The 20,031-nt window shown below is 69.0% G+C and carries 17 protein-coding genes; 12 read left to right on the top strand and 5 right to left on the bottom strand.

Annotated elements, in window-relative coordinates; translation table 11 throughout:
- Positions 1–10: 10 nt before the first annotated feature.
- From B0B14_RS15065 to B0B14_RS15075, 3 genes are read left to right on the top strand one after another with little or no spacing between them, the layout of a single operon-like run.
- The gene (locus B0B14_RS15065) at positions 11–679 is read left to right on the top strand and encodes a response regulator transcription factor (protein ID WP_076683332.1); all 669 of its coding nucleotides are present in this window, start codon (positions 11–13) and stop codon (positions 677–679) included.
- A gap of 5 nt (positions 680–684) precedes the next feature.
- Positions 685–1,938 carry a sensor histidine kinase gene (locus B0B14_RS15070; RefSeq protein WP_256714409.1) on the top strand — a complete coding sequence of 418 codons (1,254 nt, stop codon included), beginning with the start codon at positions 685–687 and terminating at the stop codon, positions 1,936–1,938.
- Positions 1,935–2,999, top strand: coding sequence for a hypothetical protein (locus B0B14_RS15075; protein ID WP_076683334.1), 1,065 nt, complete (start codon positions 1,935–1,937; stop codon positions 2,997–2,999). The genes B0B14_RS15070 and B0B14_RS15075 overlap by 4 nt, the downstream gene beginning before the upstream one ends.
- Before the next feature lie 296 nt (positions 3,000–3,295).
- On the opposite strand, the gene B0B14_RS15080 is transcribed toward B0B14_RS15075, so the two are convergent.
- Both B0B14_RS15080 and B0B14_RS15085 read right to left on the bottom strand, forming a co-directional pair.
- Complete coding sequence (locus tag B0B14_RS15080) at positions 3,296–3,532, bottom strand: acyl-CoA carboxylase subunit epsilon (protein WP_076683336.1); 237 nt, start codon at positions 3,530–3,532, stop codon at positions 3,296–3,298.
- Positions 3,529–5,118, bottom strand: a complete 1,590-nt coding sequence (locus tag B0B14_RS15085) for an acyl-CoA carboxylase subunit beta (protein WP_076683659.1) — start codon at positions 5,116–5,118, stop codon at positions 3,529–3,531. Before B0B14_RS15085 ends, B0B14_RS15080 begins: the two co-directional genes overlap by 4 nt.
- 135 nt (positions 5,119–5,253) lie before the next feature.
- Here B0B14_RS15085 and B0B14_RS15090 point away from each other — a divergent pair, with 135 nt between their 5' ends.
- The 3 genes from B0B14_RS15090 (at position 5,254) to B0B14_RS15100 (ending at position 7,890) form a co-directional block, all read left to right on the top strand.
- On the top strand, positions 5,254–6,048 hold the full coding sequence (locus B0B14_RS15090; RefSeq protein ID WP_076683338.1) for a biotin--[acetyl-CoA-carboxylase] ligase: 795 nt from the start codon (positions 5,254–5,256) through the stop codon (positions 6,046–6,048).
- A 63-nt stretch (positions 6,049–6,111) separates the two neighbouring features.
- The gene (locus B0B14_RS15095; RefSeq protein WP_076683661.1) at positions 6,112–6,684 is read left to right on the top strand and encodes a PH domain-containing protein; all 573 of its coding nucleotides are present in this window, start codon (positions 6,112–6,114) and stop codon (positions 6,682–6,684) included.
- A gap of 69 nt (positions 6,685–6,753) precedes the next feature.
- Complete coding sequence (locus tag B0B14_RS15100; RefSeq protein ID WP_076683340.1) at positions 6,754–7,890, top strand: 5-(carboxyamino)imidazole ribonucleotide synthase; 1,137 nt, start codon at positions 6,754–6,756, stop codon at positions 7,888–7,890.
- A 93-nt stretch (positions 7,891–7,983) separates the two neighbouring features.
- On the opposite strand, the gene B0B14_RS15105 is transcribed toward B0B14_RS15100, so the two are convergent.
- Positions 7,984–8,835, bottom strand: a complete 852-nt coding sequence (locus B0B14_RS15105) for a nitroreductase family protein (RefSeq protein ID WP_083710646.1) — start codon at positions 8,833–8,835, stop codon at positions 7,984–7,986.
- Positions 8,836–9,028: 193 nt separating this feature from the next.
- Here B0B14_RS15105 and purE point away from each other — a divergent pair, with 193 nt between their 5' ends.
- The 4 genes from purE to B0B14_RS15125 all read left to right on the top strand — a co-directional run bounded on the left by purE (position 9,029) and on the right by B0B14_RS15125 (position 14,638).
- A complete protein-coding gene (purE, locus tag B0B14_RS15110; RefSeq protein ID WP_076683666.1) occupies positions 9,029–9,496 on the top strand; it encodes a 5-(carboxyamino)imidazole ribonucleotide mutase in 468 nt (155 codons plus the stop codon).
- Complete coding sequence (locus tag B0B14_RS15115; RefSeq protein ID WP_076683342.1) at positions 9,493–10,938, top strand: LCP family protein; 1,446 nt, start codon at positions 9,493–9,495, stop codon at positions 10,936–10,938. The genes purE and B0B14_RS15115 overlap by 4 nt, the downstream gene beginning before the upstream one ends.
- Before the next feature lie 3 nt (positions 10,939–10,941).
- Entirely contained in the window at positions 10,942–12,045 is a 1,104-nt protein-coding gene (locus tag B0B14_RS15120; RefSeq protein ID WP_076683344.1) for a glycosyltransferase, read from the top strand.
- Between the two features lie 97 nt (positions 12,046–12,142).
- On the top strand, positions 12,143–14,638 hold the full coding sequence (locus B0B14_RS15125) for a hypothetical protein (protein WP_076683346.1): 2,496 nt from the start codon (positions 12,143–12,145) through the stop codon (positions 14,636–14,638).
- A gap of 71 nt (positions 14,639–14,709) precedes the next feature.
- Here the strand turns inward: B0B14_RS15125 and B0B14_RS15130 are convergent, their stop codons facing one another.
- A complete protein-coding gene (locus B0B14_RS15130) occupies positions 14,710–16,125 on the bottom strand; it encodes a sugar nucleotide-binding protein (RefSeq protein WP_076683667.1) in 1,416 nt (471 codons plus the stop codon).
- Positions 16,125–17,123: a dTDP-glucose 4,6-dehydratase gene (gene rfbB / locus B0B14_RS15135; RefSeq protein ID WP_076683348.1), complete on the bottom strand. Its 999-nt coding sequence runs from the start codon at positions 17,121–17,123 to the stop codon at positions 16,125–16,127. The genes B0B14_RS15130 and rfbB overlap by 1 nt, the downstream gene beginning before the upstream one ends.
- Positions 17,124–17,212: 89 nt before the next feature.
- On the opposite strand from rfbB, the gene rfbA reads away from it, so the two are divergent.
- The gene (gene rfbA / locus B0B14_RS15140) at positions 17,213–18,085 is read left to right on the top strand and encodes a glucose-1-phosphate thymidylyltransferase RfbA (protein ID WP_076683350.1); all 873 of its coding nucleotides are present in this window, start codon (positions 17,213–17,215) and stop codon (positions 18,083–18,085) included.
- Positions 18,085–20,004 (top strand): rhamnan synthesis F family protein, encoded by a 1,920-nt coding sequence (locus B0B14_RS16845; protein WP_076683352.1) that lies wholly within the window; start codon positions 18,085–18,087, stop codon positions 20,002–20,004. Before rfbA ends, B0B14_RS16845 begins: the two co-directional genes overlap by 1 nt.
- Positions 20,005–20,031: the final 27 nt, after the last annotated feature.

Here is a 20,031-nt window from a genome sequence, read left to right on the forward strand (position 1 = left end):
CCTGAGGAACATGACGCGCATCACCCTCATCGACGATCACGAGTCCGTGCGGCTCGGGCTCGAAGCGGCGTGCGCGCGCGCCGAGGCCAAGGAGGTCGTGTTCTCGGGCAGCACCGTGACGTCGTACCTCGATTGGCGCATCTTCAGCAAGGCTGCGCCGGCCGATGTGGTCGTGCTGGATCTGACGCTCGGCGACGGCACCACCGTCACCGAGAACGTCAGCGCCCTCGTCGCCGACGGGTCGAGCGTGATCATCCACTCCGTCGCCGACCGCCCCGCCGCCGTGCGCGAAGCGCTCGCCGCCGGCGCCGCCGGGGTCGTCAGCAAGTCGTCCCGCATCGACGACGTCATGGCCGCGATCGGCACGGTCGCCCGGGGCGAGCCTCTCAACAACGTGGAGTGGGCCAGCGCTGTGGAGAGCGATCGCGCGTTCGCCGATGCGCAGCTCTCGGCGCGCGAGCGCGACGTCCTGCGGCTGTACGCGGCCGGTCTGCCGCTCAAAGTGGTCGCCGACCGGCTCGGCGTGGCGTACTCCACCGCGAAGGAGAACATCACGCGCGTCCGGGTGAAGTACGTGGAGGTGGGGCGCCCCGCCCCCACGAAGGTCGATCTCCTCCGGCGCGCGATGGAGGACGGCATCCTCTCGCAGCCGGCCCCGGATCAGCGGGAGGAGAACTGAGCACGGTGACGGAGGCCCGGCAGAGCATCCTCGACGAAGCGTGGGGTCTGATTCCCCAGACGCACGAGACGACCGCGGGCACGGGCTCGTTCACGCGGACCCGCGTCGAGCGGATCATCGCGATCGCGATCGGATTCGGGTCCCTCGCGCTCGGCCTTCAGGCCTTCCTGAGCGCACTCGGCTCGACGGACGAGAATCCCGGCTGGCACCTCCCGCTGCTCATCGCGATCTTCGGATCTCTGACCCTCATGATCGTCGCGTGCCTCGTCGGCCGCGGCGCGAAGATCGCCGCGGGCCTGTTCGCGATGGTCTACCTGGCCTGCCTCGCGCTCTGGCCCATCGCCACGGCGGGTGCCACGCCGTCGCCCACGCACGCGCCGTGGATCTGGTTCCTCGTCAACATCGCGACCCTCGCGACGGTGCTCGCGTTCCCTCTGCCGCTGCAGATCTTCTGGACCGTGCTCATCCCGGTCGTCTACGGCGTCGTCCGGCTCTCCATGGGCGGCTTCGGCCCGGAGGACCTGTGGATCGCGGTGGCGCTGGACGTGTCGTTCGCGCTCATCCTCGGCGGTGTGCTCCTCAGTCTCGGCTGGGTCTTCCGCTCGGTCGCGAACAACGTCGACATCACCCGGGCGTACGCCGTGGAGTCGTATGCCGCGGCTGCGTCGGCGGATGCCGCGGAGAAGGAGCGCGTCGCCGTCGCCGCCCTGATGCACGACAGCGTCCTCGCCGCACTCATCGCGGCCGAGCGCGCCGACTCCCCGCGCCAGCGCACGCTCGCGATCGCGATGGCGAGAGAGGCGCTCACCCGTCTGGCCAACACCGAGCAGGACTCCGGCGAGGGCACCGACGAACCCACCGATGCCAGCGCCATCGCGGACGCGATCGAACGCGCGGCGGGCGACCTCGGCTTCTCGATCGTCGCGGAGCGCACGATCGAACCCTGCCCCGCCGCGATCCCCGGCCGCGTGGCCCGGGCGCTCGTCCTCGCCGCCACGCAGGCGATCGCGAACGCGATCGAGCATGCGGAGGCGAGCGGCCTCACCGTGTCGATCCGCGGCGTGGCCAATCCCGTGGGGGTGCGCATCGACGTGCGCGACACGGGTGGAGGATTCGCGGTCGACGAGGTCGCGGATGACCGCCTCGGCATCCGAGGGTCGATCATCGCGCGCGTCGCGGCCGTCGGAGGCACCTCCCGCATCGATTCGGGCCGCGTCGGCACGACGGTGCGCCTGGAGTGGCGGGAGGGCGAGTCATGATCAGCGTCCGCACCATCCTCGTCGGCCTCGGCTTCGCGTTCACCGGCTACCTCGCCGCCCGCGGTCTGTGGTGGACCGGACCGACCCCGGTCGAGCAGCCTTTCGTGATCCTCGCGGCTCTCGGCCTCTACCTCGCCACGACCTGGCTCTGCCTGTTCTGGGAGCTGCGCCCCGCCCGCGCGGGGGAAGCGGCGACCACCGCGACCGACGCGATCACCGTGCCCCGGCACAGCCCCGCCATGCCCATCTGGGCAGCCCTCCTCGCCCTCGCCTGCGCGATCATCGTCCCGAGCGCCATCTCCATCGCCGTCGGCCCTGATGCGCGCAGCGCCCTGTACGCCACGTGGTATCTCGGCGGCATCGGCGCTCTCATGACGATCGTCATGGTTCGCCGTCGCCCGTGGATCGCGTGGATCGGCATGGCCGCGCTCGCCGCCGCCTCGATGTTCTGGCTCGGGCCGCTCCCGGCCCTCGGTCTGGGCCTCGTCGGCTCGTTCGTGTGGGTCGGCGTCGCACAGCTGCTGCAGTGGTCGATGGATCGCGCCGCGCGCGATACGAGCAAGCTCGCGCAGCTGCAGCGCGCGGCATCCGCCTGGCAGGCCTCGCAGAGCGGTCGCCAGCGCGAGCGCCGCGTGCAGGTGCAGCGTGCGCTCGCCGTCGCCGGCCCCGTGCTGGCCCGCGTGATCGCCACGGGCGGCCGCCTCGACGACGAGGAGAAGATGCAGGCGCTGATCGCCGAGGGGACCCTCCGCGACGAGCTGCGCGGACCCCGTCTGCTCGATGACGCCGTGCGCGCCGAACTCACCACGGCGCGCCGCCGTGGTGCGACCGTCACGGTGCTCGACGAAGGCGGACTCGACGGACTGGACGACGCGGCGCTCGCCAAGATCCGCGCTCAGCTCGCCGAGACCCTGCGCACCGCGGTGTCGGACCGCATCTTCATCCGCACGTCCGCGCACGACGCGGTGGCCGTCACCGTGGTGGGTCGCTCGGGCGAGCACGCCGGGCTGTCGGACGAGGATGCCGTCGACCTGTGGCGCGAGATCGCACGCCGAACGTGAAGCGCTCCCCGCCCAGGCGGGGGAGGGATGCCTGGTGCGGGGAGCGTAGATCGGAGAAGGTGAGGGGCGGCGAAGCCGCCCGCCCCTCACCTGACGGACGGTTACCCGAAAACCGTCCGTATGGCCGAACCCAGGACCGACACAGTGCGGCGGGCCAGGACAGCCGAACGCGAGAGCGTTCCAGCACGTTAAGTATCCGAGCCGGGCGGGCATCCCGTCTGTAGGTATTTCGGGGGACAGTTTCTCCCGAGTCTGTCAAGACCTCTCCTGCGGGCGCTGTCGAGGCCCTGAAGAGGTCAGCCGGCGAAGCGTCCCCAGGGCACATCTCGACGCAGCGGGGGACGCAGCGAGCGGGCCGAAACCGCCCACGCGGAGCGCGCCGGAGTGTCGTCGGCGATCTCCGCGGCGGCTTCGCGCTCGTAGGACTCGGTGACGACGGCGACGAGCGCGGCGAGCTCTTCCTCGCTGGCGCTTCCGCGCAGCACGTCGACCGTCACGCCGGTGTCGTCCACCGGATCCCCCTGACCCGTCATAGCGGGATGTTACCGTGCTTCTTCGGCGGCAGACTGGCCCGCTTGCCGCGCAGCGCGCGCAGCGCCTTCGCGATCGCGACACGGGTCTGGGCCGGTTCGATGATGCCGTCGAGCTCCCCGCGCTCGGCGGCCAGGAACGGCGACGCCACGTTGTAGGTGTACTCGTTCGCGAGGCGCGTGCGCACGGCGGCGACATCCTCGCCGGCCTCTTCCGCCTTCTTGATCTCCCCGCGGTACAGGATGTTCACCGCACCCTGGCCGCCCATGACGGCGATCTCCGCGGTCGGCCACGCGAGGTTGATGTCGGCGCCGAGCTGCTTGGACCCCATGACGATGTACGCGCCGCCGTAGGCCTTGCGCAGGATCACGGTCACGAGCGGAACGGTGGCCTCCGCGTACGCATAGAGGAGCTTCGCTCCGCGGCGGATGACACCCGTCCATTCCTGGTCGGTGCCGGGGAGATAGCCGGGCACGTCGACGAGCGTCACGATCGGCACCGAGAACGCGTCGCAGAATCGGACGAATCGGCTGGCCTTCTCGCCCGCCTCGATGTTCAGGGTGCCGGCCATCTGCGACGGCTGGTTGGCGATGATGCCGATGCTGCGTCCCTCGACCCGACCGAAGCCGATGACGATGTTCGGAGCGAACAGCGGCTGCACCTCGAGGAACTCGCCGCCGTCGACGATCGTGCGGATGACGCCGTGGATGTCGTAGGGCTGGTTCGCGGAATCCGGGATCACCGAGTTGAGGGTGCGATCGGCATCCGTCGTCTCCCACTCGAACCCGGTCTCGTACACGGGGAGCTCGGCCATGTTGTTGTCGGGCAGGAAGCCGAGGAGCGTGCGCACGTAGTCGATCGCGTCGTCCTCGTCCTCGGCGAGGTAGTGCGCGACGCCGGAGCGGGTGTTGTGTGTATAGGCGCCGCCGAGCTCCTCCATGCCGACGTCTTCGCCGGTGACGGTCTTGATGACGTCGGGGCCCGTGACGAACATCTGGCTGGTCTTGTCGACCATGATCACGAAGTCGGTGAGGGCGGGGGAGTAGACCGCACCGCCCGCCGCCGGACCCATGATGATCGAGACCTGCGGGATGACGCCGGACGCGCGCGTGTTCAGGCGGAAGATCTCGCCGTACTTGCCGAGGGCGACCACGCCCTCCTGGATGCGGGCTCCGCCGGAGTCCAGGATGCCGATGCACGGGATGCCGCTGCGCATCGCGAGCTCCATCACCTTGATGATCTTCTCGCCCGCGACCTCGCCGAGCGATCCGCCGAAGGTCGTGAAGTCCTGCGCGTACACCGCGACGGTGCGACCGTGGATCGTGCCGACACCCGACACGACCGAGTCGCCGTACGGACGCGTGCGGTCCATGCCGAACGCGGTCGTGCGATGGCGCACGTACTCGTCGAGCTCGACGAAGCTGCCGGGGTCGACGAGCAGGTCGATGCGCTCGCGCGCCGTCAGCTTGCCCTTCGCATGCTGCTTGTCCTGCGCGATCTTCTCGGGTGCCACAACGGCTTCGTTGTAGCGATTGCGAAGATCCGCGATCTTGCCGGCGGTCGTCGAGAGGTCGGGCTCATCCGTCACGGATTCCACCCTAGCGCCGGGGTTTTCTCCCCGGTGGGAGGTGATCGACAACGGCCGGGCGGATCTGCTGTGCGAGTCCGCGGGTCCCGCGTCAACCCCTCGTCGTCGCCCGGGGGCCGCAGGTACCGTGGCGTCATGCCCATTCCCGAAGCCGGATACCCGCTCGCCGCCGCCGTGAGCCCCCGTGTGCAGGTGACCGAGCACACCGGTTCCACCAACGCCGATCTCGTGGCCGCCGCCTCCTCCGCCCCGGCGGAGTGGCCGCACCTGTCGCTCCTGCTGACCACCGACCAGCGCGCCGGGCGCGGACGCCTCCACCGTTCGTGGACGGCTCCTCCGGGCACTGCGCTCGCCGTGTCCGTGCTCGTGCGCGTGGAGCGTCTGCCGGACTTCGCTCGGGGCTGGATCCCGCTCATCGCGGGCGCGGCCATGACCCGCGCCGTCGCGGCGCAGGTGCGCGGAACCGGTCACACGGCCGCCCTGAAGTGGCCGAACGACGTGCTGCTGGACGGCCTCAAGGTGTGCGGCATCCTCGCGGAGGTCGTGCCGGGGCATCCGGATGCCGTGGTGGTGGGCGCGGGCGTCAACACCCGCATGCCGCGCCCGGACCTCCCTGTCGAGACGGCCACCTCGTTCCATGCGCTGGGCCTGGAAGCCGACGAGGATCGGCTGCTCGCGGACTACCTCACGGCCCTCGACGAGCAGCTCGTCGCGCTCGCCGAGACCCACGGCGATGCCGCCGCCGCGGGTGTGCGCGGCGAGATCGAGTCGCTGTGCGCGACGGTCGGAAGCGACGTCGTGGTCTCGCTGCCCGACGGTGCCGCGCTCGAGGGGCGCGCGCTGCGCATCGACCCCGACGGCCGCCTGGTCGTGCAGGCCGGGCCCGCCGAGACGGCCGTGTCGGCGGGCGATGTCGTCCACGTGCGCTGACGCGTCGGAGGACACCCCGGGGCAATGGCGCGCCGTGTCGACGGCGCCCCGCACAATGGGAGCATGAGCCAGCCGCCGACCGTGGGAGGGCGTCCCCTCACCCCGGCACCCGGCGCGCCGACGCCGGAGTTGCGCGTCGCGAAGTTCCGCGGTCACGCGCGTCGCCTCGTGTGGCCCGCGCTCATCCTGGTCGCCTCGGCGGGGGCGGTGGGCTACTTCTACGGAAACCTTCCCGCTCCGTTCGAGAATTGGATGCTCGTCGCCGCGGCCGCCGTGGCCGTGTTCTTCCTCGCTCTCCTGCCGTTCCTGGCCTGGTGGTCGCGCACCTACACGATCACCACGCGACGCGTCATCGAGCGGTACGGGATGCTCTCCACCCACCGGCGCGAACTCACGCACGTCCGCGGCTACACGATCCAGGTGCGGCGCGGTCCTCTGCAGCGGATGTGGGGCGCCGGCACCCTCGTCCTGTCGAACGCCGTCGACGAGCCCCTCCGGCTGGTCAACATCCCCAGCGTCGGCCTCGTCCACGAGGCGCTCGTGGATCAGGTCGAGGTGAGCCAGATCCTCGCCCACCGCGACGCGCAGGCGCTCACGCCGCCGCCGCTTCCCGATGGAGCCGCCTCGGCGCGCTGACCGTGCCGCCTCGGACCGGCCGCGCGCACCGAGCCGACCTGGAATGATGGAGGCGACGAGAGGAACCTCATGGCGCTGCGTGTCGGAGTTGTCGGCGGAGGGCAGCTGGCCCGCATGATGATCGCCCCGGCCGTCGAGCTCGGGATCGAGATCCGGGTGCTCGCCGAGGAGGCGGGAATGTCGGCATCCCTCGCCGCCACCGCGGAGGGCGACTACCGCGACGTCGACACCGTCCTCGCCTTCGCGCAGGACGTCGACGTCGTGACGTTCGATCACGAGCATGTGCCTCAGGACGTGCTCGCCGCCCTCGTCGGCGGCGGGGTGGCGGTCCATCCGGGGCCCGACGCGCTCCGTCACGCGCAGGACAAGATCGTGATGCGCACGAGACTCGCCGAGCTGGGGATGCCTCAGCCGGACTGGGCCGCCGTCTCGAACACCGATGAGCTGCAGGTCTTCCTCGACGCGCACGGCGGACGAGCGGTCGTCAAGACTCCGCGCGGCGGATACGACGGCAAGGGCGTCCGCGTGATCGGCGCCGCCACGGAGGCGGACGACTGGTTCGCCGCGCTCGCCGAAGACACGCACGGCGGCCGGCTGCTCGTCGAGGAACTGGTCGATTTCTCCCGCGAACTCGCGCAGCAGGTCGCCCGTCGCCCCTCCGGCGACGTGCGCGCCTACCCCGTCGTCGAGACCGTGCAGCGCGGGGGAGTGTGCGCCGAGGTACTCGCCCCCGCCCCGCACGCCAGCATCCGCTGCAGTGACGTGGCGGCGCAGATCGGGGTCGCCATCGCGGAAGGACTGGGTGTCACGGGGATGCTGGCAGTGGAGCTGTTCGAGACGACCGACGAGCGACTCCTCGTCAACGAGCTCGCCATGCGTCCGCACAACAGCGGTCACTGGACCCAGGACGGCGCCGTCACCTCGCAGTTCGAACAGCACCTGCGGGCCGTGCTCGACCTGCCGCTCGGCGACCCGTCGCCGCGCGCTCCCTGGTCGGTCATGGTGAACATCCTCGGCGGGCCCGAGAGCGACGCGCTCGATGACCGCTTCGCCGCGGCGATGGAGGCCCATCCGGCCGCGAAGGTGCACACGTACGGCAAGGCACCGCGTCCCGGTCGCAAGGTCGGCCACGTCACGGTGTCGGGCGACGACCTCGACGACGTCGCCTACGAGGCGCGCGCCGCCGCATCCCACTTCCTGGACTGACGTTCCGCGCTGGAGATCCGCTCTCGCGCGGACGGTCCACGTCGCGACTGTCCGACGAAGCGTGGATCTCCGCAGAAGTGAGGCGCGCAGGCGTCAGCGCGACGGAAGCCCGCGCTGCGCGAGCCAGTCGCGCATGGGCTCCCGCCCGTGCAGACCCGCCACGTCGCGCACGCGCGCCACGATGGCCCGCACCCACCCCGAGGCGCGGCCGTGCGTCTCGTTGTACGCGCGCAGGGTCTGCTCGTAGGCGGCGACGGCGGCGGGCTGGACGGGGACATAGGTCTCCCGCGAGTGCACGACGTCGATGCCGAGCCGCGGCTTGATCCCGGCGCGCTCGTGCGGATCCGGCCAGCCCAGCGCGACGCCGAACGTCACGACGGCACGCGGCGGGAGCCCGGCGATCTCCGCGGTGATCGCGGGGTGGTTGCGGAGCGAGCCGAGGTAGCACGTGCCCAGACCCAGCGACTCGGCCGCCACGACGGCGTTCTGCGCCGCGATCGCGGCGTCGACGAAGCCGACGAGAGTGGTTTCGAGGTAGTCGACGGCGACGGCCGCCTCCCCCTCTCCCGCCGCGATCGCGGCCGCGCGCGCCCAGTCGGCGACGAACAGCAGGATGACGGGAGCGTCGGCGATCAGCGCGCTGCCGCCGGCCTCGTTCACGAGGCGCCGGCGAGCCTCGGCGCTGCGCACCTCCACGACGCTCCAGGCCTGGTTGTTCGACGAGCTCGACGCCGACTGCGCGGCGGCCACGATCGCGGTGACGGTCTCCTCCGAGATCGGCTGCTCGCGGAACTGCCGGACCGAGCGGTGGGAGAGGAGCCGGGCCAGCGTGTCCGAAGCGAGCAGGGCGGGCTCGGTCAACCGGGGCGCGCCCGACCCGTAGCGCTCGGCGAGGAGCGCGTTGACATCGAGGGGATCGTGGTCGAGCGGAGAAGTCGAGGTCATGCCCGCGACAACGCCGGGCGGGGCGCCGAACTTCCCTCTTCCGTGCTGGCGGCACAGGATGCCCGCCCCTCGTCGGCGGCGACGCGCGCCGTTGCGGGGTTCTCGCAGGTGTGCGCCCTAGCCTGGTCGAGTGAATGTCCCTGTGAACGACGTGCCGCTGCACTCGTCCCACGCGCCCCTCGTCGGCGTCGTCATGGGCTCCGACTCCGATTGGCGCGTCATGAGCGACGCGTCGCAGGCGCTCACCGACTTCGGGATCGCCCACGAGGTCGAGGTGGTCTCGGCTCACCGCACGGTGGACAAGCTCGTCCGGTACGGACGCGAGGCGCGTCGTCGTGGCATCCGGGTCATCATCGCGGGAGCCGGCGGAGCCGCTCACCTCCCGGGCATGCTCGCATCGGTCACCGCGCTCCCCGTCATCGGGGTGCCGGTGCCGCTCGCCTACCTCGACGGCATGGACTCGCTGCTCAGCATCGTGCAGATGCCCGCGGGCATCCCCGTCGCCACCGTCTCGATCGGCGGCGCGAAGAACGCCGGGCTCCTTGCGGCACGCATCCTCGGCACGTCCGACGACGAGCTCGCCGACCGCGTCGAGCAGTACGCGCGCGATCTCGAGGCGGTCGTCGAGGAGAAGAACCAGCGGCTCAAGGACGGACTGTGAGCGTCATGAGCCCGCCGCGCCCGCAGGCGACGGCCCCGCGTCCGCGCTCCGTCGTCGAGGAGCGGCCGCTGCGCCACCCCGACGGCTCGCCGTCGATGATGACGCGTCGCGGCTGGTGGCTCGTCGTCCTGAACTTCCTCATCCCGGGATCGGCGCAGGCTCTCGCCGGCAACCGCCGCCTCGGCCGGATCGGACTGGGAGCGACGCTGGCGCTGTGGGTGGCGGTGATCGTGACGGTCGCCGTGGGGCTGCTCTGGCGTCAGGCCCTCGTCACCGTCGCGACGAACTGGTTCTTCCTGCTGTTCGTCCAGGTCGTCCTGCTCGCGTTCGCGCTGCTCTGGGTCGTCCTCACGATCGACACGCTGCGGCTCGTGCGGCTCGTCCGCGTGAAGTCCGCGTCGCGCTTCGGAATCTCGATCCTCGCGGTCGTCCTCTTCGTGGTGTCGGGCGGGGGAGCCGTGTACGCGTCGCAGCTCGCCGGCTCCACGCGCGACGCGATCGGACTCGTGTTCGGTCAGAGCGGGCCCACCGTGCCGCCGTCGAACGGGTACTACAACGTCCTCCTGCTCGGTGCGGACTCGGGCGAGGGCCGCGACTCGATGCGCTTCGACAGCATCTCCGTGGTCTCGATCAACGCCGACTCCGGCGCCGTCACGATCACCGGCATCCCGCGCGACCTCCCGCACGCGCCGTTCCCGGAGACGAGCCCGATGCACGCGCTCTACCCCGACGGTCTGCAGGGGCACGACTCGTCGACGTGCGGCTGGGGCTCGGGCATCAACCAGCTCGTCAACGCGGTCGAGATCTGCGGCGACGGCGACGCGCTCTACCCCGACACCGCGTCGGTCGGTTCGCGCCCCGCGGTCGAGGCGACGAAGGATGCCGCCGAAGGCATCCTCGGCATCGAGATCCCGTACTACGTCTTCATCGACATGCACGGCTTCGCCGCCCTCGTCGACGCGCTCGGTGGCGTCGACATCACCGTCGCCGAGCGTCTGCCCAAGGGCGGCGGCCCCGCGTACGCGGGTCAGTCGGCCGAGGAATGGGCGATCGGCTGGATCGAGCCCGGTGCCCAGCACATGGACGGCGACACCGCGCAGTGGTACGCCCGCTCCCGGTACACCACGAACGACTGGGATCGGATGCTGCGGCAGCGCCAGCTGCAGGAGGCGATCCTCGCGCAGTTCACCCCCACCACGGTGCTCACGCGGTTCAACGACATCGCCGCTGCCGGCTCGGCCATCGTCGAGACGGACCTGCCGCAGTCGATGCTCCCGTACTTCGCCGAGCTCGCGATCAAGGCCAAGGAGCAGGCCGTCTCGACGATCGAGCTGACCCCCGCCGGCGGCATCGACGAGTTCGACCCGGACTTCTCCTACATCCGGTCGCTGGTCGACGCGTCGCTCCACCCCCCGACGCCGACACCGTCACCGGAGGGGTGACCGGTGGTCGCCACACTCCGCGTCGTCCTCGACACGTCACCCGAGCCCGATCTGCGCATCGCTTCGCGCGAGCTGGCGCGGGCCCTCGTGGCGACCACCCCACGCGGCTGCGAGGTCGAGGCGATCGCCCCGGCCGGCGACGGCGACGGCGTGCGGGACGCCGTCCCCGGCCTGTCCGACGTGTACACCTCGCGCCTTCCGCGGCGCGAGCTCGCGACGGCGTTGCAGCTCGGTGCGCCGTCGGGCATCGGCGGCGGCCTGATCCACTCGCCGTCGCTGTTCGCTCCGCTCGTGCGCCACGATCGCGTGCACTCCGGCGACCAGACCGTCGTGACGATCTGGCACCTGCGCGCCTGGGAGGCGCCGGACGAGGTGGGTCGCGGAGCCGCGGCGTGGCAGAAGTCGATGCTCAAGCGCGCCGTCAAGCACGCAGACGCCGTGGTGGTGCCCACTCACGCCCACGCCGCCCGTCTGCGGGAGATCGCGCCGAAGCTCGGCGATCGCGTGCGCGTGGTCGCCGGCGCAGCGCCGCTCGGCTTCATCGTGCCGCGCGACGAGATCGGACGCCGCCGCGATCTCGGGCTTCCCGAGGGCTTCGTCTTGCTCGCCGGGTCGGCCGACCCCTCCGACGGTCTCGGTCAGGCGTTCGCGGCCGTCGCGGCGTCCGGCGTCGACCTCCCGATCGTCGTGATCGGCGCGCGGGAGGGGGAGGAGCCCGCGATCGCGGACCTCGCCTCGGCCGCCGGCATCCGCGAAGGCGTCGTGCACGTGAGAGGTGCGCTCGACGACCCCGATCGCGCCGCCGTGCTCGGCGCGTCGGTGGCGTATGTCACCGCCGGGCAGGGCACCGCGTTTCCCTGGAGGATCGTGGAGGCGCTCGCCCTCGGCGTCCCGGTCATCGCCGAGGACACCGCCGTGCATCGCGAGATCATCGTCGACGGCGGTCTGCTCGTGTCGGGGCCGGATGCCGCGGGCGCCGCTCTGGCGCAGGCGCTGGGCTCCTCGGCCGCCGCTGAGCGGCTCGGCGTGCTGTCGGGCGATCGCGGACGGGCCTTCGACTGGCGCGATGCCGCGAACCGCGTGTGGGAGCTGCACGCCGAGCTGTAGGACTCGACCGCCCGAGAGGTCATCACGAGCCCGGCGTGTTGCAGTGCTCTCCAACTGATCGTTGGTATTCACCAGTCACTTCAGTCACACTGATCACATGAAGCTTGTTCTCGGACGTTCGGTGCGCGCGTCGACAGCGCGCCTCGCCGTCGCCTTCGCGATCTGCGCCGCGCTCTGTGTCGGACTGCTCCCCACGGCTCCGGCATCGGCGGCGACGGGCCCTGCTCCGGCGATCGCCGGTCCGAGTGGTCCCGCGTTGACAGCCGACCTGTCGCAGTTCCGCCCCGGGAACATCATCTCCGACGCCGTCTTCTACAACTCCGGCACCATGTCGGAGGGGCAGATCCAGGCGTTCCTCGACTCGAAGGTCCGATCGTGTGCCGCAGGGAACACCTGCCTCAAGGACTACTACGACACGTCGCGCGCCATTGAGGCGAACGCCATGTGCGGCGCCTACCAAGGCGGAGGAAGAGAGCGAGCCTCGACCATCATCTTCCGGGTCGCGCAGGCGTGTGGACTCAACCCCCAAGTCATCTTGGTGATGCTCGAGAAGGAACAGAGCCTGATCACCCACACGAACCCCAGTGCGACGCGCTACCGGATCGCGATGGGGCAGGGCTGCCCCGACACCGCGGCGTGCGACACGCGCTACTACGGCTTCTTCAATCAGGTCATGGGAGCCGCGTGGCAGCTGAAGCGCTACGGCAACCCACCCGGAACGAGCCAGTACTTCACGTGGTACCCCGTCGGGCGCGTCTCCAATGTCCTCTACAACCCGAACGCAGCGTGCGGTTCCTCCCCCGTGCTGATCGAGAACAAGGCGACCGCTGCGCTGTACTACTACACGCCGTACCAGCCGAACGCCGCAGCGCTGCGTGCGGGCTACGGGCTCGGCGATGGATGTTCGGCCTACGGCAACAGGAACTTCTATCAGTTCTTCAATGACTGGTTCGGCGCAAGCTCAGTGGCAGCCAACAGTCCCTTCGGCAATGTCGAACTCGTCGCGGCATCCCCCGGCGAGTATCGCGTCGTGGGGTGGGCGGCCGACCCCAACTCCACGGAGTCGCTGGCCATCCATGTCTACGTTGGCCCCGTGGGGTCGGCTCACTTGGCAGCAGTCGAGCGTGGAGATGTCGGTGCGGCGTACCCGGCGTTGGGCAGCAAGCACGGATTCGACGTGAAGATCCCTGCGACGGGATCGGGAAGTGTCAACGTGTGCGTGTACGCCATGAACGTAGGTGCGGGGGCGAACGTCCTCCTTCGCTGTCAGCTCACGGATGCGATGAGTGGAGCGCCCCAAGGCAAGCTCGAGTCCGTGCGTGGCGTCGACGGAGGTGTTCAAGTCACCGGTTGGGCTCTTGATCCCGATCTGGTCGGTCCGACTTCGGTGCACGTCTACGTGGGCAATGCAGGGACGGCACTGAACGCGGGGGTGGCTCGATCCGATCTTGTCTCGGTCGCCTACCCGTCGGTTTATGGGGTAAACCATGGCTTTGACGCGAAGCTCGCCGCGGCTCCGGGCGTATACACAGTATGTGTGTACGCGATCAACTCTGGCCCGGGCACGACCACGGCACTGGGGTGCCAGACAATTACGGTGCCCGGTGCAGCCGAGCTCGGGCGCGCGCCGGTCGGGGCATTGGAATCGGTTGTCGTTGTCGGCGCTCGAGCGGAGGTTACGGGGTGGGCACTCGACCTTGACACGACCGCGGCTATCAAGGTCCACCTCTACGTCGGAGCAGCCGGGAGCGAAATCACCGCGAACAGACCACGATCTGATATCGGTGCGCAATACCCCGGGTTCGGGCCTGACCATGGATTCTTCGACAGCGTTGCCCTCCCGGTCGGAGTGAGTTCCGTATGCGCCTACGCGATCAACAACGCGGCAGGCGGCAACACCCTCCTCGGGTGCAAGAACGTCACAGTAGCTGCTCCCACCGCTGATCTCGGTCGCATGCCCTTCGGCAACTATGAAGGGGTCACTCTCGCTGGGAACATCGCCGTCGTCTCGGGCTGGGCGATCGACCCCGACACCGCAGCTCCGATCAAGGTGCACGTCTATGTGGGGGGTGCGGGCTTCGAGTACACCGCGGATAAGGCTCGGAGCGATGTCGGATCACTCTACCCGAGTTCGGGCGCGAATCACGGCTTCTCGGAGACGATCACGTTGCCGACCGGCACTTCCACCATTTGCGTCTACGCGATCAATAACGCAGCAGGAGGGCACCCACTCCTTGGTTGCAGGGTGGTGAATGTGGTGCCGACGAGTCCCGATCTGGGGCGCGCCCCATTTGGGAACCTCGAGTCGGTCACCGCCGTTACGGGAGCAGTAGATGTCGTGGGTTGGGCGATCGATCCAGACACCTCCGCGCCCATCAAGACTCACGTGTATGTCGGGCCTGCGGGTGCGGAGTACACGGCTGACAAGTCGAGGTCTGATGTGGCCCGCGCGTACCCCGCCTTCGGAGATCGACACGGAATCTCTGAGCGGGTTGCCGTCGCAGCGGGCGTGCATCGCATCTGCGTGTACGCCATCAACAGTGGCGTCGGTGGCCACACACTGATGGGTTGCCGGGACGTGACGGTGCCCTGACCCGCGATCTCCGGGTTCTTTGACGATCCCACCCCGAATCTCACCGCGGCCGGCTGAGGCCGCGGTGAGATTCATGTGGACGCGTTGAGAATCGCAGGCAGCGACGCGGCGGCGTCCGCGACGGAGAGTCCGGTCGCGGTGATCTTCGACAGGTCGAGGACGCTGTTGCGCGGGCGAGGGGCCACCGGTGCGGAGGCCGCGCCGAAGTACTCGTCGGTCGACACCCCTGTGATCCTCGCCGCATCGTGCCCGGTGAGCTCGAAGACCCGCCGGGCGATGTCCGCCCACGTCGTGGGCTCGCCCCCGCCGGTGAGGTTGTAGATCCCGGACGCCGCCCCGCTCTCGAGGAGGTGCCGGATGCCGCGCGCGATGTCGCCCGTAAAGGTCAGGCGCCCGACCTGGTCATCGACGACCTTCGGATCGATGCCCCGCTCGGCCAGCGAGGCCATGGTGCGCACGAAGTTCTTGCCTTCGCCGATGACCCACGACGTCCGGACGATGTAGTGGCGCGGCACCGCCGACACGACCGCATCGCCGGCCGCCTTCGTCTGGCCGTACACACCGAGCGGACTGATGGCGTCGTCCTCCGTGTACGGGCGCTCCAGCGAGCCGTCGAAGACGTAGTCGCTCGAGACATGCACGAGGGTCAGCCCGTTCTCGGCGGCGATCCGCGCGAGCGCCGCCACACCGGTGACGTTCGACGCCCAGGCATCCCGTCGGCCTTCCGGCGTCTCGGCCGTGTCGACCGCCGTGTAGGCGGCGGCGTTGACGATCGCGCCGTAGTCGCGCCAGCGGCGGGCGTCGACGAGGCCGGGGTCGGCGACATCGAGCTCGGCTCTGGTCGCGAACTCGACGTGGTCCTCGCCGGCGAACTCCTCGCGCAGCGCGAGTCCGAGCTGGCCGCCGGCGCCGACGACCAGGATCTTCCGCGGCGGGATCGGGGTGACGTCGGCGAGGCGCGGGTGGGCGAGGTCCTTCGGGGAGATCTCGACGTCGGAGAGCGCGATGGGCCAGTCGATCGCCACGGTCTCGTCGGCCAGGTTGAGGAACGAGTACGACGCGTCAGGCGACCAGTGGTCGTTCACGAGATAGGTGTACGCCGTGTCGGGTTCAAGCGTCTGATACGAGTTGCCCACGCCGCGCGGGACGAAAATCGCCCGGGAGGGGTCGAGCTCGATCGTGAAGACCGTGCCGAACGAGGGACCTTCGCGCAGGTCGACCCACGCGCCGAAGATGCGGCCGGTGGCGACCGAGACCCACTTGTCCCACGGCTCGGCGTGGATGCCGCGGGTCGTGCCGACGGCATCGTTGAAGGAGATGTTGTTCTGCACCGGGCCGAAGTCCGGAAGGCCGAGCGCCGTCATCTTCTCGCGCTGCCAGTTCTCCTTAAACCAGCCGCGCGAATCGCCGTGGACGGGGAGCTCGAGCACGACCATCCCGGGGATGGGTGTCTCGAGGGCGGTCAGCTGCTTGCCGAACTCCGTCATCACTGGCCCTTGGTCGCGTAGAAGGCCTCGACGCCGTCCTTGGTGCCCGCCCACCACGACTCGTTGTCGCGGTACCACTCCACGGTGGCCGCGAGCCCGGCTTCGAAGTCGCCGTACGACGGTGCCCAGCCGAGCTCCGTGCGCAGCTTGGTGGAGTCGATCGCGTAGCGGAGATCGTGACCGGCGCGGTCTGTGACGTGGTCGTACGCGTCTTTCGGCTGGCCCATGAGCTCGAGGATCAGCTCGACGACATCTTTGTTGTTCTTCTCGCCGTCAGCGCCGATGAGGTAGGTCTCGCCGATCTTTCCCTTGTCGAGGATTGTGAGCACTGCCGACGAGTGGTCGTCGGCGTGGATCCAGTCCCGAACGTTCTCGCCTGCGCCGTAGAGCTTCGGACGGATGCCGCGGATGACGTTGGTGATCTGACGGGGGATGAACTTCTCGACATGCTGGTACGGCCCGTAGTTGTTCGAGCAGTTCGAGATCGTCGCCCGCACGCCGAACGAACGCACCCACGCACGCACGAGAAGGTCGCTGCCGGCCTTCGTCGACGAGTACGGCGATGAGGGGTTGTAGGGCGTCTGCTCGGTGAAACGCGCCGGATCGTCGAGCTCCAGGTCGCCGTACACCTCATCCGTCGAGATGTGGTGGAACCTGCGGTCATGACGGCGGGCTGCCTCGAGCAGGGTGTACGTGCCGATGATGTTGGTGTCGAGGAACGGTCGCGGATCGTGCAGCGAGTTGTCGTTGTGCGACTCGGCGGCGTAGTGCACCACGGCATCGGCGTCGCCCACGAGCCGGTCGACGAGCTCGGCATCGGCGATGTCGCCGTGCACGAAGTCCAGTCGCTCGGCAGGGAGCCCGTCGAGCGAGGCGATGTTGCCCGCGTAGGTGAGCTTGTCGAGCACCGTGACGTGGTCGTCGGTGTGCGAGATGACGTGGTGGACGAAGTTGGAGCCGATGAATCCGGCACCCCCGGTGACGAGGAGTCTGCGCATGCGTCCAGGGTACTGGTGGCTTCCTGTGGAGTTGGCGGGCAGAGGTGTTTCAGGTTGGCTCGGCCCGTCCTCGATGGGAGACTAGATCAATGCGCGGAATCATCTTGGCCGGCGGCACGGGTTCGCGGCTTCATCCGATCACGCTCGGCATCTCGAAGCAGCTCGTTCCTGTGTACGACAAGCCGATGATCTACTACCCGTTGTCGACCCTGCTTCTCGCGGGAATCCGCGACATCCTCATCATCACGACCCCCCAGGACTCCGACCAGTTCCAGCGGCTGCTCGGAGACGGCGAGCGGTTCGGCGTCTCGATCACGTACAAGACCCAGCCGTCTCCCGATGGTCTCGCGCAGGCGTTCATCCTCGGCGAGGAGCACATCGGGTCCGAATCCGCTGCGCTCGTGCTCGGAGACAACATCTTCTACGGACAGGGCATGGGCACACGTCTGCGCCAGTACACCGAGCTGACCGGCGGGGTGGTCTTCGGATACTGGGTGGACGAGCCCTCCGCGTACGGCGTCGTCGAATTCGACTCCGACGGCAGCGTCGTGTCGCTCGAAGAGAAGCCGTCGCACCCGAAGAGCAACTACGCCGTGCCTGGCCTGTACTTCTACGACAACGATGTGATCGAGATCGCCAAGGCCCTGCGGCCGTCGCCGCGCGGAGAGCTCGAGATCACGGACATCAACAAGGTCTACCTCGAGAGGGGCGACCTGCGCGTCGAGCTCCTCCCTCGCGGAACGGCTTGGCTCGACACCGGAACCTTCGACTCCCTCAGCGAGGCGACCGACTTCATCCGCACGGTCGAGAAGCGCCAGGGTCTGTCCATCGGATGCCCGGAAGAGGTCGCATGGCGGATGGGATTCCTTTCGGACGACGAGCTCCGCAACCGCGCTGAGCCCCTGGTGAAGAGCGGATACGGAGCGTACCTTCTGAAAGCGCTCGCCCAGGGCAATCGTTGATGTCCACCGGGCTTCCAGCGCACGCGCCTGCGGTTTTTCCTGTGGGTGGTCGTCGTCTTGTGGTGTATGTGGTGTGGGATCGGCGGGGTGAGGTCGAGGACTATATTCCGTTCGCGTTGGCGGGGTTGCGGGAGCATGCGGCTCGTGTGCTGGTGGTGGTGAATGGTTCGTTGTCGGCGGAGGGTCGGGCGAAGCTGGAGCCGGTGTCGGATGAGATCCTGGTGCGCGAGAACCGTGGGTTCGATATCTGGGCGCATAAGGATGCGTTGGATCATGTGGGTGCGGGGCTCTCGGAGTTCGATGAGGTTCTGCTGACCAATGACACGTGGTTCGGTCCGGTGCGTCCGTATGGTCCGGTGTTCGAGCGGATGGGTGCGGAGTCGGTTCATTTCTGGGGGATGACCGATCATGCGCGTGAGGAGCCGAATCCGTTCACGGGTGAGGGTGTGTTGGATTATCACCTGCAGTCGTTCTGGATCGCGGTGCGGCGGGAGATGTTCCTGTCGGAGGCGTGGGCGGAGTATTGGCGGGATCTGCCGGTGATGCCGGGGTATTTCGATGCGGTCCTCAAGCACGAGGCGGTGTTCACGGAGCATTTCCTGTCGCGGGGGTTCTCGTCGGGGGTGGCGTATCCGTCGGCGGATTATCCGACGGATCATCCGGCGCTGTTCAATGCGGATCTCCTGCTCGCGGACGGGTGTCCTGTTCTCAAGCGTCGTCCGTTCTTCCACTACCCGACGTTCCTGGACAGACACGGCGTCATCGGCCGCGAGATCCTGCAGAAGGTCGCGGCCTACGACTATCCGATGCCGCTGCTGTGGGAGGACCTCGCCCGCAATGTCCCGCCGAAGACGCTCAACGCGGATGCGGCGATGCTCGAGGTGCTTCCCGAGATCGACGTCTCGTACGACCCCGAGCGACCCCTGCGGATCGTCGCCATCCTCAACATCACGAACGTCGACATGGCTGACGAGATGCTGGACCGCGTCGACCACCTCCCGGGCGCCGACCTGGTGATCACGACGAATGAGGAGCGACGCGCGGAGAAGATCCGTCGGCTGCTCGCTGAGCGGCCACATCCAGCCGATCGTCGCACGGAAGTGCGGGTCGTGCCGTCGAAGCTCGGGCGCCATATGAGCGCCTTCCTCATCGGCTGTCGCGACATCCTGCTCTCCGACGACTACGACCTCGTGCTCAAACTCCACTCCAAGAGGTCGTCGAAGAAGTCGCACAACGCGAGCAGGTACTTCACGCGCCACCAGTTCGAGAACCTCTCCAGCTCTCCGGGGTACGTCGCCAACGTGCTGGCGCTGTTCCAGAAGGAGCCTGGCCTCGGCGTCGTCTTCCCGCCTATGGTCCACATCGGGATCCCCACCATGGGCCAGGGATGGTCGGGTTACCGCCCGCTCATCGAGGACTTCGTGGAGGAGCTCGGCATCAAGGTTCCCCTCGACGACGTGTCGCCGCTCGCCCCGCTCGGGGGCATGTTCTTCGCCCGTCCCGAAGCTCTCCGAGTGCTCCTGCGTCGCGAGTGGACGTACGACGACTATGCGCCCAAGGGCAAGGATCGACTCCTGCTCGGCCCCGTCCAGGAGCGTCTGATCGCGTATGCGGCGGGCGAGAGCGGCATGCACTGCCGAACCGTCCTGAATGCAGAGCATGCCGACATCAGCCATACGGCGATCGAGTTCAAGCTCGACCAGCTCTCGTCCACGACCCCGGGCTACCCCATCGATCAGATCCAGTTCCTCCACCGTGCCGGATGGACCGGGCGAGGGGGAGCGGTGCCGCTCGCGCGGATGTACCTCCGCCTCAATCACCCCCGGGTCTCCCACGCCATCGACCCGGTGTACCAAGCCGCGCGGCGTGCGGTCATCCGGGCGCGCGTGCTCAACGATCGACTGCGAGGACGCTCGTGAGCGCGTCGGCCGCGCCTGCGGTTTTTC

Origin of the sequence: Microbacterium sp. RU33B, assembly GCF_900155915.1 — a bacterium.
In the GTDB taxonomy this organism is placed as follows: Bacteria; Actinomycetota; Actinomycetes; order Actinomycetales; family Microbacteriaceae; genus Microbacterium.